We start from the raw sequence: 14,605 nt of genomic DNA on the forward strand, positions 1-14,605 counted from the left end.
ATTTATTTATGTTATCCTTTACTTTATAAATCCTTTTGCTGAGTCCAAATTTTGGAGCGGGGGAACCATTTTTGTAGCCATGCTACTTGGGGCGAATCTTATTTAAGTAGGGAAACTCTCACTTCCCGAGTCCGACAGCTAACCTCGTAAGCGTAATGGGAGAGGAAGGTGCTTTTTGCCTATGTTACACAGTGTACCTCCTTAATTATAAATATGGGATCGATACCAATAGACACCTATATTTATAGAAAAGGAGACATGTATAATGTTACGTTTATCTGATCACGCAATAAAAATGATGGAGCAAAGACTTCGACTCGAACAACATCGCACATATCAAGCTAATAAAGTTGTAGATAACTTACATCACAAATACTTCTTTCAACATATTTTTCAACCGAAAAGATAAAGAAAAAAACACAAGGTGTGTCTATACAGACATTCCTTGTGTTTTTTATATTCCTTATAGTATTCTCACTACATTTAAACTTGCCGTAATCGCACCTGCTATAGTCGTCACATGCCCTACACCTAACGGGCCATTTTGTAATATTAATGTTGAATTAGCACTCGTTACATTCACAAGAAGCGTATTTGAAATGGCAGGTTCGATTACTACCGTTGATGTCGTCACATTTTGTATGAAACTCCCTGTTACTTGTGTTCCATTTAATAGCAACCTAACAGATACTGTCTCATTCCCACCAGTCGCGTCCCCTTGGAAATAGTAGCTTACTAAATATATTCCTGGTGTGGATACTGTGACAGTTGTAGCACTAGTTAAAGATACACCAGTTCCATATACAGTGGATCCAGAATTAATTGGGATGTTGGCATTTGCTGCAATTGTACTTGTTGAGGTAGAGAAGAAATAGCCGCCACCTGTTGATATAGCAGACGATCCAGTTGCTCCGGTTAAGCCGGTTGGGCCCGTAGCACCTGTTGGGCCTGTTATTCCCGTTCCCCCTGTTGCTCCTGTTATTCCTTGGATTCCTTGGATTCCTGTCGGTCCTGTTGCACCAGTCGATCCAGTCGCTCCGGTTGCTCCGGTTGCTCCCGTCACACCTTGTGGGCCTTGAATTCCTTGGATTCCTTGTGGGCCTGTTATTCCAGTCACTCCGGTTGCTCCCGTCGGACCCGTTATCCCCTGTGGGCCTTGGATTCCTTGGATTCCTTGTGGACCCGTTACTCCCGTCGCTCCAGTCGCTCCCGTTGGTCCGGTTACTCCTTGTGGGCCTTGGATTCCTTGAGGACCTTGAGGGCCCGTTACTCCCGTCGGACCTGTTGCTCCGGTTGCTCCGCTTGGACCCGTCGAGCCAGTTATACCTTGTATGCCTTGAGGTCCAGTTGGGCCTGTTGGACCAATCGGACCTTGAATTCCTTGCAGACCTTGAATTCCCTGTGGACCGGCTGGACCCTGGATTCCTTGTATTCCCTGAATTCCTTGCGGGCCTGTTGCACCCGTTGGACCAGTTGGACCCTCTGGACCTTGCACTCCTTGTATTCCAGTCGCACCGGTTGGACCTATATCCCCTTGTGGACCTTGAATTCCTTGGATTCCTTGAGGACCAGTTGGACCTGTTATACCACTTATCCCTTGCACTCCTTGTAAACCTTGAGGACCGGTTGGACCGAGTGGACCTTGGATTCCTTGCAGACCTTGTAAGCCTGTTGGTCCAGTTGCTCCCATTACTCCTTGCTCACCTTGTATTCCTTGTATTCCTTGCGGACCTGTTGGACCAATTGGACCTTGTGCCCCTTGCACTCCTTGTTGACCGGTTGGGCCTGTTGCTCCTATCGGTCCCTGTACTCCTTGTAGACCTTGTAAACCCGTTGGACCTGTTGCTCCCATTACTCCTTGTGGACCTTGAATACCTTGATCACCCGTTGGACCTGTTACCCCCATCGGTCCCTGTACTCCTTGCAAACCTGTTAAACCGGTTGCCCCTGTCGGTCCCTGTATTCCTTGCACTCCTTGAATTCCAGTCGCTCCTGTTGCTCCGGTCGCCCCTGTTGCCCCTGTTGCTCCAGTCGGACCTGTTGGACCTCCCGGTGATCCTGCTGGACCCGTTGGACCTGTTGGGCCTCCTGGTGGACCTGTTGGACCCGTTGCTCCTGTTGGACCTGTTGCAGATCCAGTTGGACCTGTTACTCCCGCCTGACCTGTCGAGCCGGTTGGACCTGGATCTCCTTGCAAGCCAGTTGCCCCTGTTGGGCCTATTACACCTTGCACCCCTTGAATTCCTTGAGAGCCGGTTGGACCGGTTAGACCCACCTCACCTTGTGGACCTTGTAAACCTTGAATGCCAGTTGCTCCTGTTGGTCCCATCGGCCCTTGTGGACCTTGTATTCCTTGAGAACCTGTTGGACCTGTTGGACCAATCGGCCCTTGAATGCCTTGTATTCCTGTTACCCCTTGTAAACCACTACTCCCTAAATTACCTTGAACACCTTGTATACCCGTATTTCCAGTTGGACCAGTTGGACCGATTTCTCCTTGCACTCCTTGTATACCTTGTATTCCGGTTGGGCCGGTTAGACCAATTTCTCCTTGCACTCCTTGTATACCTTGTATTCCGGTTGGACCTGTTTCTCCCATTGGTCCAGGTATTCCTTGTATCCCTTGAATACCTGTTGGACCAGTCGGACCCCTTTCGCCTTGTATACCTTGAACACCTTGAATTCCCCGTGGACCTTGTTCCCCCATCGGACCTTGACTACCTTGAGCACCTTGTGGTCCTGTTAAGCCAGTTGGACCAGTTGGGCCAATTTCTCCCTGCACCCCTTGCACTCCTTGAATTCCTGTCGGACCTGTTGGACCAATTGGTCCTTGTACGCCTTGTATTCCTTGCGGGCCAGTCGGTCCACCTAAAGAACCTGTCGGACCCGTTGGACCTGTTGGCCCCGTAATACCTGACGCCGGAAAAGGAATAGGTGCTTGAAACTTACTACACTTATCTTGATCCCTCACAAGCATCTCCCCCGTTATAACTAACGTGTCAAACTATTTTTAATACATTTAAACTAGCTGTTATCACTCCAGATAATGTCGTTACATGCCCAATAGCTAATGGACCATTTTGCAAAGATAAAGTAGCATTTGAAGAAGTAACATTAATGACCATCGTATTCGAAACCGCTGGTTCTAATACAAAAGTACCTCCTGTAACATAAAAAATAAAACTCCCTGCGACTTGCGTTCCATTTAAAGTAAGACTCACAGAAATCGTTTCATTCCCCCCATTTGGATCACCTTGAAAATAATAGCTTACTAAATATATTCCCGGCGTACTTAACGTTACAGTTGTTGCATTTGTTAAACTGACACCGGAACCAAAAGTTGTAGATCCAGAATTGATTGGTATTAACGCATTCGCTGCAATTGCACTCGTTGAAGTAGAAAAGAAATAACCGCCACCGCTAGGTAAGCCAGTCGCTCCTGTTGCACCTACAATTCCTAAAAAACCTATAGGCCCTTGACTACCAGTTGCTCCAGTAGGTCCCACAGCTCCAATCGGCCCTTGACTACCTTGCGCTCCGGCTGGCCCTTGACTACCACTAACGCCTGTCATTCCACTTACTCCAGTTGGGCCTTGCAAACCTTGAATACCTTGAGTACCTTGTATTCCAGTTACTCCGGTTGCTCCGGTAGGTCCTGTACTTCCTGTACTTCCTTGTATCCCTATAATCCCTTGAACGCCTTGTATCCCTTGTACTCCGGTCGCCCCTGTTGCTCCGGTCGCTCCTGTTTCTCCAGTTACACCCGTAATCCCAACATTTCCTTGTGGTCCTTCGGGTCCCTCGATACCTTGCGCCCCTTGCACTCCTTGTGGGCCTGTTATCCCGCTTTCTCCTATATTCCCTTGAAGGCCTCTAATTCCTTGTGCACCTGTCGGGCCTGTTATTCCTTGTATCCCTTGCATACCTTGAGAACCTTGCGCTCCTGTTGGGCCTACTATACCTTGTGTTCCTTGAGGACCTTGGAGACCGATGGCACCAGTTGGACCGATTATTCCTTGGACTCCTTGAAGACCTTGAGCACCTTGACCACCAGTTAATCCAATTTCCCCTTGTATTCCTTGAGGTCCTTGTATTCCTTGAACGCCAGCTGCTCCTGTTTCCCCTCGTATTCCTTGGGGACCTTGTATCCCTTGTGCTCCAGCTGCTCCTGTTTCCCCTCGTATTCCTTGGGGACCTTGGGCTCCAGCCGCTCCTGTTGTGCCTGTGGGACCGATTATTCCTTGTAACCCTTGTATTCCTTGTGCTCCTGTTGGACCTGTTATCCCTTGTATTCCTTGCACACCTTTAGGACCTTCTGCACCAGTTGGACCGATTTCTCCCTGTGGACCTTGAGTTCCTTGGGGACCTTCTGCGCCAGTTGCTCCTGTTATTCCTTGAACTCCTTGTATTCCTTGTGCACCTTGTACGCCAGCTACACCAATTATCCCTTGAGAACCTTGTGCTCCCCTTGCACCCTGAGCACCAGTGGGACCCGTTATACCTTGTAAACCTTGCGCTCCTATTGCACCAGTTCCCCCTGTTACACCACGTTCACCAGTTTCACCAGTTGGACCTGTTGGTCCCCCAGGTGGACCGGGCGGGCCAGATGGACCAGTCACTCCACTAGAGGGACCAATTGGACCGGTTATTCCTGTTGGTCCTCCAGGTGGACCTTCTGCACCTTGTGTACCAGTAGACCCAGTTGCTCCTGTTATTCCTCGTATTCCTTTTGGTCCTTGAAAACCTGTGGATCCCCTTACTCCTTGTATCCCTTGTATTCCTTGTGGACCTTGAGGACCTATTACACCTGTTATCCCCTTTATTCCACTTATACCTTGAGGTCCTTGTATTCCAGTAGAACCTGTAGGGCCAGTTACACCTTGTATCCCTTGATCACCTTGGTGCCCTTGCTCTCCAGTAATTCCTTGTATTCCTTGTGGACCTTCTTCTCCTTGTATACCTGTAGTTCCGTCCTCCCCTTGAATTCCTTGCACTCCTTGGGGACCTTGTGGACCTGTTACACCTGTAATACCAGCTTCACCTACCACACCTTGCATTCCTTGTGCTCCCGTTTGTCCTCGTTCGCCTATTTCTCCTTGTATTCCTTGGATGCCTTGTATACCTTGACTACCAGCAGGGCCTGTAATTCCTTGTATTCCTTCTAGTCCTTGTAATCCAATATCGCCAACAGGACCTTGCTCTCCAATTAATCCTTGAGGACCTTGTAAGCCGACTGGACCTGTAATTCCTTGCTCTCCAGTATCACCAATGGCACCTTGTATTCCTTGAGCTCCTGTTGTTCCTCGCGAACCTTGTATACCTTGAATACCTTGAGAGCCTTGTGGACCCGTTGCTCCTAAAGGCCCAGTGATTCCCGGAGGCCCGACAGGACCTTCATGCCCTCCAGTTGGACCAGTTGGACCACTATTACCAGTAGGACCCGTTGCTCCTATAAGCGGAAGAGGCAGTGCCACTCCAAATTTTTTGCATTTTCTATGATGACGCACAACAATCCCCCTTCCCCAAAATAATTACACCTTTTATATGAAATGCATTTTTATAAGAAAAGTACACCTCTGAACTCATTTTTCAAAAAATAAAGAAGCCTATCATTTATTTAAAATGATAGGCTTCTTTTTATAAAGCACTTTACTTTCTCGCCTTAATAATAAAGGTAGTCGGCACCATCCTAGCTTTACATAAAGAATAATATTTCGTAGACGGCGCAGCTAACTCTCCATCAAACGAGCTTGATGGTTCAGGCTCTTCTATTCTCTCCATTGTAAATCCCGCTCTATTTAACTCATTTATGTATGTACTTATTTTTCTCTTATATAATGTCGCTTGTACATTTTCCCCTTTAAATGTTTCAAACGTAATAGGTGTTTCCTCATGGTAAGAAGACTTTAAAGCAATTTCTTCTGTACCATACTGTAAATTTGAATATATTGGATGCTCCCAACTAAAGATAAAACTTCCTCCTGGCTTTACATATGAATAAATCAGTTCCAACGTTTTTCGTAAATTCGAAGTCCAACCTAATGCATAAATGGAATATACAATATCAAAATATCCTTTTGGAATATCCGATTCTTCTTCCATTGCTCCGCATATTAACTTTGGATTCCAACACTTTAAAGTTTCATTCGCTGTTTTAATTTGTTCACTTGAAAGATCAAGCCCCCATAACTCTTCCGCACCATGCTCTCCCATATATTGCAGCGAATGCCCACTTCCACATCCAATATCAAGAACCTTTTTATTTCTAATTGAATCGAACATATGAATCTCATCTTCAGACGCCGTATACGGACCATATTTCGGTAAACAATCCACTTGAAAGAAATATGGTGCAACTGTATCCCAACACTTTTTATTTAAAGCTAACATTTGTGTCCCTTTCATATTCTACATTCCCCCATCCAATTTTCTTCCCCTAATATAAATTACACATTATAACCCGATCTCCCTTTTCTCTTCGCCCGATAATTTTTCACTTTCGCAATCGTACCGCACGCTCTTCCTCCTGCTTCTCCAGCATACATACCGCACCATCTTTTACTTCCATTTCGCGAATGATCATAAAATACCCAGCGGCAATCTGGGCATGCTTTTAACCTTCCCCACAAATTTTCTTGAATCGCCATTAAAACCACGCTTAATACTTTTGTATATACATTCTCTTCGTGCACAGGCTCATATGTAATACCTTTCATATCTTCCTTTACATGTACATGAAATGGGTATTTCTCTAACCATTTTTGCAATGATTTTCCGCCTTCAATTGCCACCCGAATATCTTCTCGAAAACTTTTTAATTCCTCTATCGTATGGAATGGAACCTCTTCATGAAAATATTCTTTCATAAAGAGCTTTATATCCTCTTCTGTTTGCAGCATGTCAATTGGCTCTCTCGTATCGTTTGGTATTTTCCATGTATTTAAAAATTCCCGAATATATTCTAATTCATTTGGTGCATTTTGATTCAATTCCATCCACCTTCTTCTTAAAATTTACTTTTTTCTGACTTTATGTATAATTATAATATAAATTAGTTAACCATTAAATAATTTTACTGGTTACAACATTAGGAGGAGTTCTATGAAAAGTTTCTCAATACCGATACGTTTCATGCTTATTTCTTCATTCTTTATGTCTTTTGGCTATTTTGCAGTATACGCATTTTTAGCTATTTATCTATTAAGCTTTCTTCATTTTTCTGCTGTCCAAGTAGGAACAGTGTTGACAGTTATGACAATCACATCAAGAGTTATCCCTTTATTCTCAGGATTAATTGCTGACAAAATAGGCTATATCATTATGATGATAGCCGGATTATTTTTAAGAGGAATCGGATTTATCACTTTAGGAATATGCTCTGATTTCTATACAATTTCTATTTCTTCTGCACTTATTGGCTTCGGAACTGCATTTTACGAACCTGCTGCGCGCGCCATATTCGGCTCACAACCAGCTCATATGAGAAAAAATTTATTTACATATTTAAACCTTAGTTTTAATTGCGGTGCAATAATCGGACCAATCGCAGGAGGGTTCTTACTCTTACTCAATCCCATCTACGCTTTCTCTCTAACAGGATCACTTATGCTGTTATTCGCTTTTATCTTTTACTTACTTAAAAATCACTTTCAAGTCACTACTGAAAACACGTCTATTACATTTGGAATACAGGCTATCTTACAAAACAAGCCTTTTCTTCTGTTTTCATTTATCATGATTTTCTTCTATATTATGTTTACTCAGCTTACTGTCGCACTTCCACTTCATATGAAAAACATTAGTAATAGCAATCAGCTTGCTACACTCGTTATTACGATAAATGCAATGACAGGCGTCATATTTATGGTATTATTTCGTAAACTATTTCATAAATACAATACACTTTCGATTATTAAATACGGTGTTTTATTAATGAGTTTTTCTTTTTTACTCATTCCTTTATTTCCACACCCATATTGGCTATTTATTTGTGTAATTTTATTTACAATTGGCGAAACACTCGTATTACCTAACGCTGATATTGCTATTGCAAATTACAGTAACGAATCATATACAGCTACTTACTTCGGATTTTATCAACTATCACTCGCATTTGGTTTTATCATCGGTAATTATACCGGTACATCTTTTACATCCAACTTAAGCGGAATGTATACACCATGGCTTATTTTCGGTGGAATAGGACTTATTGGTTTTATTTCACTCCATATTTTAAATATAAAAAAAGAGAGCTCTAAAGAAGATATATACCTATGTAATGAGACGAAACATCTTTAACACATTACAATTGAGATGGTACCTTTAGACAAGCAGCCTATAATAAAAAATTCGACCATCATATGTGACAGTCGAATTTTTTTATTCTTCATATTCAAGATGATTATGTCTTTTACAACCAAACAAATAGCAAGCCCCTATATGATAAGTTTCAAATTCTAACCCTGGAACATATCCAGATTTGATACGTTCTATCATTTTTTTATAACAATGATTCTCTTCTGTATATTCCTCAATTAACTCTTTCTTATCTTTTTCTGTCCAGTTTTCTTCTACTTCTTCATTTTGAACATCTTCTATTTCTGCTGTTTTCGCTTCGATAGATTCCCGTATAACTTCATTTATACGGGTGAAATTATTAGCTTTATATAGAGCATAAACAAATCTACCAATCCAATTGGGGCTTTTCCAAACTTCTTTATATCCCTTTTCGAACCATTGAATGGCTTCTTTATAGCAATTCAACTCAACATATAAATCTGCTACATGAATTTCTCCTACAAAATCATCAGATTTCCTGTTAAAAGCATCTAACTTCTCTTTCGCTTCTATCGCTCGCCCTAAATCAATTAAACATTTTACATAGCTATACATGATATAGTCCGAATCCCCCGCAACTCGCAAGAAAAATTCCGAAGCTTTTTCTAACTCTCCAAGGTTATAATGCGCTACAGCTACATTGTGAAATGCTTCATTGGATGGTTGCATCGAAATAGACTTTTGTAATACTTCTTTCGCTTCTTCCCACTTTTCTTGTTTCGTGTAAATTTCCCCTAAGATGTTATAAGGAAAGTATGAGGAAGGATTCAACTTAACAACTTCTTTTATTAATTCAAGAGCTTTAGCATCATTCTCTTCCTCATAAAAGTACATCCAAGCAAGATTATTGAGAGATTGTACACCTCTAGATTCATCTACTGCTAGGTGAAACAGTTTCATTGCTTCCACATATTCATTTTTTTCAAACATTTCAATTGCCTTCTCGTTAATGTTCAAGTAACTACCTCCGAAGTGAATGAATTCATCTATTCCACATCGTTATTTTAATATGAAAAAATTGTAATTTCCATAAAAATAAGTCCTTTCGCCTGTCTACATGTCATCATATAGTTGGATAGCCAATTCATAATGATTTTGACAACACTGCTTTCTACAGAAAATATATACCTACTGGAAAGATACTGATTTAAAACAATAAGTAAACTTTTCAAACCCCTTAAATTGGATATACAGCCTGTTTAAATTTACATATTATGGTACAATTAAAAAGAGTGCTAGCTAAACAGTTACGTTCCACACTAGCAGTCTAGCAATGCCAAAATCAAAAATCACTTGAAATTGGGGGATGTTATGAGAAAGAAATTAAGTGCTCTTCTATTCATCGGAATCATATTATCCGGATGTTCAACTATAGCAGAAAATTCTTTAGAAACTGGAAAAGGCAGTATTGAATTATTAACACCGACGATTACAACAAAAGATAACGAATTAGAATTTAAGACTGAAGGCATTGATGAAAATAAAGTGACGTTTATTTATGTCGCCAATAAAAAAGTATTGGAACAAAAAATTAATAATGGCGAATCCTACAAAGTTAACATTAAAGATATCGAGCACGCTCATAGGACAGATTACAAACCAAAAGTTCAACTTTTGCAAACGCAAGATGATCATAAAGATGGAGAGATGGTAACGTTTAAACAAGTTAGACATACAGTTAAAAAAAATTAATTTTATAGGTATTTCATTATAAATGTAACGAACGAAAATTCACTTTTAACAGAGGGTAAATGTAAGGGGTGCTAGCATGAAAAGAAGATGGATTTATTGGTGGATTGGTAACATATTTTGGATTATAACTTTCGGGATATTGGCAGCTATCATTTGGCTAAGAGAGGTTGATGGGACTGGTGTTACTCAAACACCTGAGCTGAAATTAATAGCCTTTATCGTTTTATTAATTGCATTTATATTACCACTAATTATTCAAGTTGTATGGTTACTTGTTAATCTGAGAAAAAGCAGAAAAAAATAACGCAGAAAAAAGAGAGGAATCTTTTTCAATATAGATTCCTCTCTTTTTTCTATGGGGCTTATACTGCACTTTTAAAGCTGCACAACTCCCTTCTCTTTACGATGCATGTTCATCTTTCTTCTTCATTAACGCTCTTTTCTTCATCGCCTTCGTTAAATATCCGCCTTTAAATGAACGGATTTCATAAGAAGACATAAACGCTTTTGGTGCAATTTGATTAATAATTTCTAACAGTTCTTTTTCTCTAGAACGCTTTGCAACGATATCTAAGCGATAACGTATAGAATTAATACCTTCGCCTTCAAATACTGTAACGCCAAATCCTGAGTGACGTAATTCATCTACTAATTCATTACAACGGTCTAGCAAACTAACTTGATACGTAATATAACCAATTGCTAATTTATTCTCTATATAACCGCCTAATAATAGTCCCGTACTAAAGCCAATGACATAGGCAATAATGTTCATCCAATTTGATAAATCTTGAAACACAATACCTAAACTGACAATGTAAATAGCTCCTTCTAACAATCCAACACCAGCAGCGGATCTTGTTTGATTCTTTACAAGCAAAATCGTACGGATTGTCAAAATTGGAACGTAAATAATTTGAAGCACAAAAATAAGTAACGCTTGTAACATTGGTATCCACCTCTTTCAAAAAGTCTTTTGTCATGATAACATACATAACCTTTAGAAATCGATGGGTTTTTTAATTTTTTTTATTATTTTTCATACTATTGAAAAACGTAAAAAAGAAGCGTATTATATTTGTCGTAAATTTGATTCCTTTCATTAGCTCGCTTTAAACACAAAAAGGAACCCCATTAGGCCCCTTTCATCATAGCTCTATGTTTTTCGAAGCCTGTTCTCTTTGCTTCTCTTCTTCTTTCACTAACTGCACGTTTGCATAAGCTAAATTCGCAATCATTAAAAAGTGACCACCTAAAATGCCTGTACCGAATGCCCACATTTCCATTTCATGCTCAATTTCATACATAATAATAGCTCCTAAAATGGCTGCTGCAAATCGGTTTAAAACTCCTAATCCAGGAGCCTTTTCTTTCATTACGATACTTTTCCCAAGTTTCTCCACTCTGCGAGCCAATAACCAAAGGCAATATGCACTTACAGCTAATCCGATACCAAACCCTGTTACTTGTTTTCCAAACGGAGTAATCGTCCACATAAGTAGTAAACCACTAAAGATCGCATACAATTGTAATCGATATACACGTAAGGCTGCTTGAATCAAAATATCCGCTCCTAATTTCACATTTTTTATACTTTAGAAGAAAAGCAGCAACTTACACAGTTGCTGCTTTCTCTTCTTCTTGCTCTTGTTCCATCTTACGAATTTCAACACGTTTAATTTGGTAAGCATCTTTTTCTAACACTTTAAATTCATAACCTTCCGCCTCAACATGTTGTCCTTCTTCAATTTCATGATTTTGCATCATAATCCAGCCACCAATTGTATCCACATCATCTTCTTCAATGTGTAATCCAAATAAATCTTTCACTTCGGAGATAAGCACTTTTCCATCAACGATTTTATGGTGCTCATTCACATGCTGAATTGGTGGTGCTTCATCTTCATCATATTCGTCACGAATTTCGCCGACGATTTCCTCCAAGATATCTTCAAGCGTTACAATTCCGGCTGTTCCTCCGTACTCATCATATAAAACAGCCATCGGAATTCGCTTCTTCTGCATTTGAAGTAATAAATCGTGAATTGGAGTTGTTTCCATCACTTCAATAATCGGACGCATATACGTGCGAATCGATGATAAATCTTCTTTATCGTTGTTCATATATCGAATAAAGAAATCTTTTACATTGACCATACCGATAATATCATCTTTATCTTCTCCAAAAATCGGATAACGTGTGTATCGTTCATTTTGGATTACTTTCATGTGTTCTTCTACTGAATCTTCCAGGTAGAAACCAATGATTTCTGTTCGCGGTACCATAATCTCTTTTGCAATACGATTATCAAATTCAAAAATGTTATTTACATACTTGTATTCAGCCTGATTAATTTCGCCACTTTCATAGCTATCTGAAAGGATAAGACGTAATTCTTCCTCCGTATGAGCTACTTCATGTTCTGAAGCTGGTTTTAAACCGAATAAGCCAGTTACAACACGAGCTGAACCGTTTAATACCCAAATAAATGGATACATGACTTTATAGAACATCATTAACGGACCTGCCAATAACAATGTTACTTGTTCAGCCTTTTGAATTGCCATCGTTTTCGGAGCTAATTCCCCTACTACAACGTGTAGATACGTCATTAGCATAAAAGCAAGACCAAATGTTAATACTGATGAGATAGAAGGATTTATGTTCCATTTCTCAAATAACGGGTGTAATAACTTTTCAATTGTCGGTTCACCTAACCAACCTAATCCCATAGCTGTAACTGTAATACCTAATTGACAAGCAGATAAATATTCATCTAAATTTGTTGTTACCTTTTTCGCTGCTAAAGCACCGCGTTTCCCTTCCGCAACAAGCTGATCAATACGACTTGAACGTACCTTTACAATCGCAAACTCTGCTGCTACGAAAAATCCAGTAAATGCGATTAAAATCGCAACCATGACTAAATTAAATATTTCCAATGAATCCCCTTAGTTTAAAAAAACTAAGGTGTCCACCTCCTGTATACTATAATGTTTTCTTATTTGTTCATTAGAAAACATAGCCCGATACAAAAATTAAAGAGGTCGGATTTCACTTTTTTCTATAATAATAGAACAAGTGTCTGTATTAAAGCTGTCGTTTGACCAGATAAAGATTTCGATATTTTTTCACGTTGTGAATCAGTCAATCCATCTAAAAGCGGCTTTAACTCCGTTAACTCTGCTTCTAATCGATGAATATGGTCTGTCACTTCATTCACTTGTTTCGAAACGTGTTCATTGATACCGAGCAGCTTCTTCTTCTCCTCGATTTTCTCTTTAATCTCACAAAGCGGCATATGCATTTCTTTGCACTTCTCAATAAATTGTAATGTCTCAAATGCTGTTTCATCGTAATAGCGATAATTAGATTGAGATCGCTCCGCTTTTAAGATTCCTAGATTCGTATAATAATCAATCGTGCGTTTCGACACGTGAGCCATGAGAGCCAACTGTCCGATTCGATACACCTTCCCAACGATCTTCCCCCCTTGTTTATATTACTAACATCATACAATACATAAACTGTACAGTCAAACGTGACGGTTTATTATTCATAATTTATACAAAATTTCACATGCCATCTAAGTATGTAGTATATTCACACTCTATAACTCTATCCATATAGTTAGATTACTGTTTTTTCGATATGCCGATACCAAAATATAAAAATGGAATCACACATTCCTTTCAACCTTCCTTAATTCAAAACATATGATAATAATATTGAAATAAAATCATTATTTATGCAACTGGAGGAGATTAAAATCACTAGGACAATTATCTCTCACTTTTATAACGAGGAGTATTTATTACCATGGTGGCTTATGCATCATACAAAAATATTTGATCACGGCATATTAATTAATAGAGGTTCTACAGATCGTTCTGTTGAAATTTGTAAATTATTTGCTCCCAACTGGGAAGTACGAAATTCAAGATTCCTTGATTTCGATCCCACTAATACTGATATTGAGGTGATGGAAATTGAAAGAGAGGTTTCAGGTTGGAAAATGGTATTAAATACTACGGAATTTCTTTGTTGTAACAATGTAGAAGAGTTTTTCTCATCACTTCATACGTTAGGCCAAAATATGTATGCAATTAGAATGATTGTCATGATTGATAAGCATAATTACAATTATTCAAAACTAAGATATTCTATTCCGTTAGTAGAGCAACGATATCACGGGCTCTTTCCTTATAAACCAGAAATCGGCTGTGCCTGGAGATTTATACACAACCATCTTAACGGCGCATATTTACCAGGCAGACATTTTACGCAGCACCAACCTATCGTTTATAACTCCCCTTCATTCATTTTAAAATTTTATTTTAGCCCTTGGAACGAACATACAAAGGCAAGAAAATTACAAATTACACCTACTCTTTCAAAAACGGGTGTTCAAATGGGCCTTCAAACTCATTATGGTCAGTCCTCTGAGGAACTCGAAACTCGATTTTTAGAGCTTAGTAACATAACACAAGATCTACGTAATCACCCTGAGTATCAACAATTATTCCCTAAATTCAAACCTTAACATTTCTCACCCTATCATGTTCCACACATTTT

At 39.7% G+C, this 14,605-nt stretch carries 14 protein-coding genes and 1 riboswitch; of the genes, 5 read left to right on the plus strand and 9 right to left on the minus strand.

The window, feature by feature from the left end; genetic code table 11:
* Positions 1-26 precede the first annotated feature (26 nt).
* A riboswitch (cyclic di-AMP (ydaO/yuaA leader) is annotated at positions 27-169 on the plus strand.
* Positions 170-265: 96 nt separating this feature from the next.
* Positions 266-409 (plus strand): hypothetical protein, encoded by a 144-nt coding sequence (locus RBB48_RS11895; protein ID WP_000945246.1) that lies wholly within the window; start codon positions 266-268, stop codon positions 407-409.
* 54 nt (positions 410-463) lie between these two features.
* Here RBB48_RS11895 and RBB48_RS11900 read toward each other — a convergent pair whose 3' ends face one another.
* The 4 genes from RBB48_RS11900 to RBB48_RS11915 form a co-directional block, all read right to left on the minus strand.
* Positions 464-2,977, minus strand: a complete 2,514-nt coding sequence (locus RBB48_RS11900) for a BC_3345 family exosporium-associated protein (RefSeq protein ID WP_306007683.1) — start codon at positions 2,975-2,977, stop codon at positions 464-466.
* A 22-nt stretch (positions 2,978-2,999) separates the two neighbouring features.
* A complete protein-coding gene (locus RBB48_RS11905) occupies positions 3,000-5,507 on the minus strand; it encodes a collagen-like protein (RefSeq protein ID WP_142293526.1) in 2,508 nt (835 codons plus the stop codon).
* 142 nt (positions 5,508-5,649) lie between these two features.
* Positions 5,650-6,405, minus strand: coding sequence for a class I SAM-dependent methyltransferase (locus tag RBB48_RS11910; RefSeq protein WP_088064059.1), 756 nt, complete (start codon positions 6,403-6,405; stop codon positions 5,650-5,652).
* A 41-nt stretch (positions 6,406-6,446) separates the two neighbouring features.
* Positions 6,447-6,989, minus strand: coding sequence for a CGNR zinc finger domain-containing protein (locus RBB48_RS11915; protein WP_142291783.1), 543 nt, complete (start codon positions 6,987-6,989; stop codon positions 6,447-6,449).
* Positions 6,990-7,101: 112 nt separating this feature from the next.
* Between RBB48_RS11915 and RBB48_RS11920 the strand changes: the two genes are divergently transcribed.
* The gene (locus RBB48_RS11920; protein ID WP_088064061.1) at positions 7,102-8,298 is read left to right on the plus strand and encodes an MDR family MFS transporter; all 1,197 of its coding nucleotides are present in this window, start codon (positions 7,102-7,104) and stop codon (positions 8,296-8,298) included.
* A gap of 81 nt (positions 8,299-8,379) precedes the next feature.
* Here RBB48_RS11920 and RBB48_RS11925 read toward each other — a convergent pair whose 3' ends face one another.
* Positions 8,380-9,294: a tetratricopeptide repeat protein gene (locus tag RBB48_RS11925; RefSeq protein WP_088064062.1), complete on the minus strand. Its 915-nt coding sequence runs from the start codon at positions 9,292-9,294 to the stop codon at positions 8,380-8,382.
* A 354-nt stretch (positions 9,295-9,648) separates the two neighbouring features.
* Between RBB48_RS11925 and RBB48_RS11930 the strand changes: the two genes are divergently transcribed.
* Positions 9,649-10,029 carry a hypothetical protein gene (locus RBB48_RS11930; protein ID WP_306007684.1) on the plus strand — a complete coding sequence of 127 codons (381 nt, stop codon included), beginning with the start codon at positions 9,649-9,651 and terminating at the stop codon, positions 10,027-10,029.
* 76 nt (positions 10,030-10,105) lie between these two features.
* On the plus strand, positions 10,106-10,333 hold the full coding sequence (locus RBB48_RS11935; RefSeq protein ID WP_087984131.1) for a DUF3923 family protein: 228 nt from the start codon (positions 10,106-10,108) through the stop codon (positions 10,331-10,333).
* A gap of 96 nt (positions 10,334-10,429) precedes the next feature.
* Here RBB48_RS11935 and RBB48_RS11940 read toward each other — a convergent pair whose 3' ends face one another.
* The 4 genes from RBB48_RS11940 to RBB48_RS11955 all read right to left on the minus strand — a co-directional run bounded on the left by RBB48_RS11940 (position 10,430) and on the right by RBB48_RS11955 (position 13,502).
* Positions 10,430-10,978 carry a DUF2179 domain-containing protein gene (locus RBB48_RS11940; protein ID WP_088064064.1) on the minus strand — a complete coding sequence of 183 codons (549 nt, stop codon included), beginning with the start codon at positions 10,976-10,978 and terminating at the stop codon, positions 10,430-10,432.
* 199 nt (positions 10,979-11,177) lie between these two features.
* A complete protein-coding gene (locus RBB48_RS11945) occupies positions 11,178-11,591 on the minus strand; it encodes an ATP synthase subunit I (RefSeq protein ID WP_048546511.1) in 414 nt (137 codons plus the stop codon).
* 52 nt (positions 11,592-11,643) lie between these two features.
* Positions 11,644-12,972: a hemolysin family protein gene (locus tag RBB48_RS11950; protein WP_046957914.1), complete on the minus strand. Its 1,329-nt coding sequence runs from the start codon at positions 12,970-12,972 to the stop codon at positions 11,644-11,646.
* Between the two features lie 122 nt (positions 12,973-13,094).
* Positions 13,095-13,502 carry a MerR family transcriptional regulator gene (locus RBB48_RS11955; protein ID WP_000285638.1) on the minus strand — a complete coding sequence of 136 codons (408 nt, stop codon included), beginning with the start codon at positions 13,500-13,502 and terminating at the stop codon, positions 13,095-13,097.
* Between the two features lie 276 nt (positions 13,503-13,778).
* Here RBB48_RS11955 and RBB48_RS11960 point away from each other — a divergent pair, with 276 nt between their 5' ends.
* Positions 13,779-14,573 carry a glycosyltransferase family 2 protein gene (locus RBB48_RS11960; protein WP_048546514.1) on the plus strand — a complete coding sequence of 265 codons (795 nt, stop codon included), beginning with the start codon at positions 13,779-13,781 and terminating at the stop codon, positions 14,571-14,573.
* Positions 14,574-14,605: the final 32 nt, after the last annotated feature.

Source organism: Bacillus sp. MMSF_3353 (assembly GCF_030733445.1).
Classification (GTDB): domain Bacteria; phylum Bacillota; class Bacilli; order Bacillales; family Bacillaceae_G; genus Bacillus_A; species Bacillus_A wiedmannii.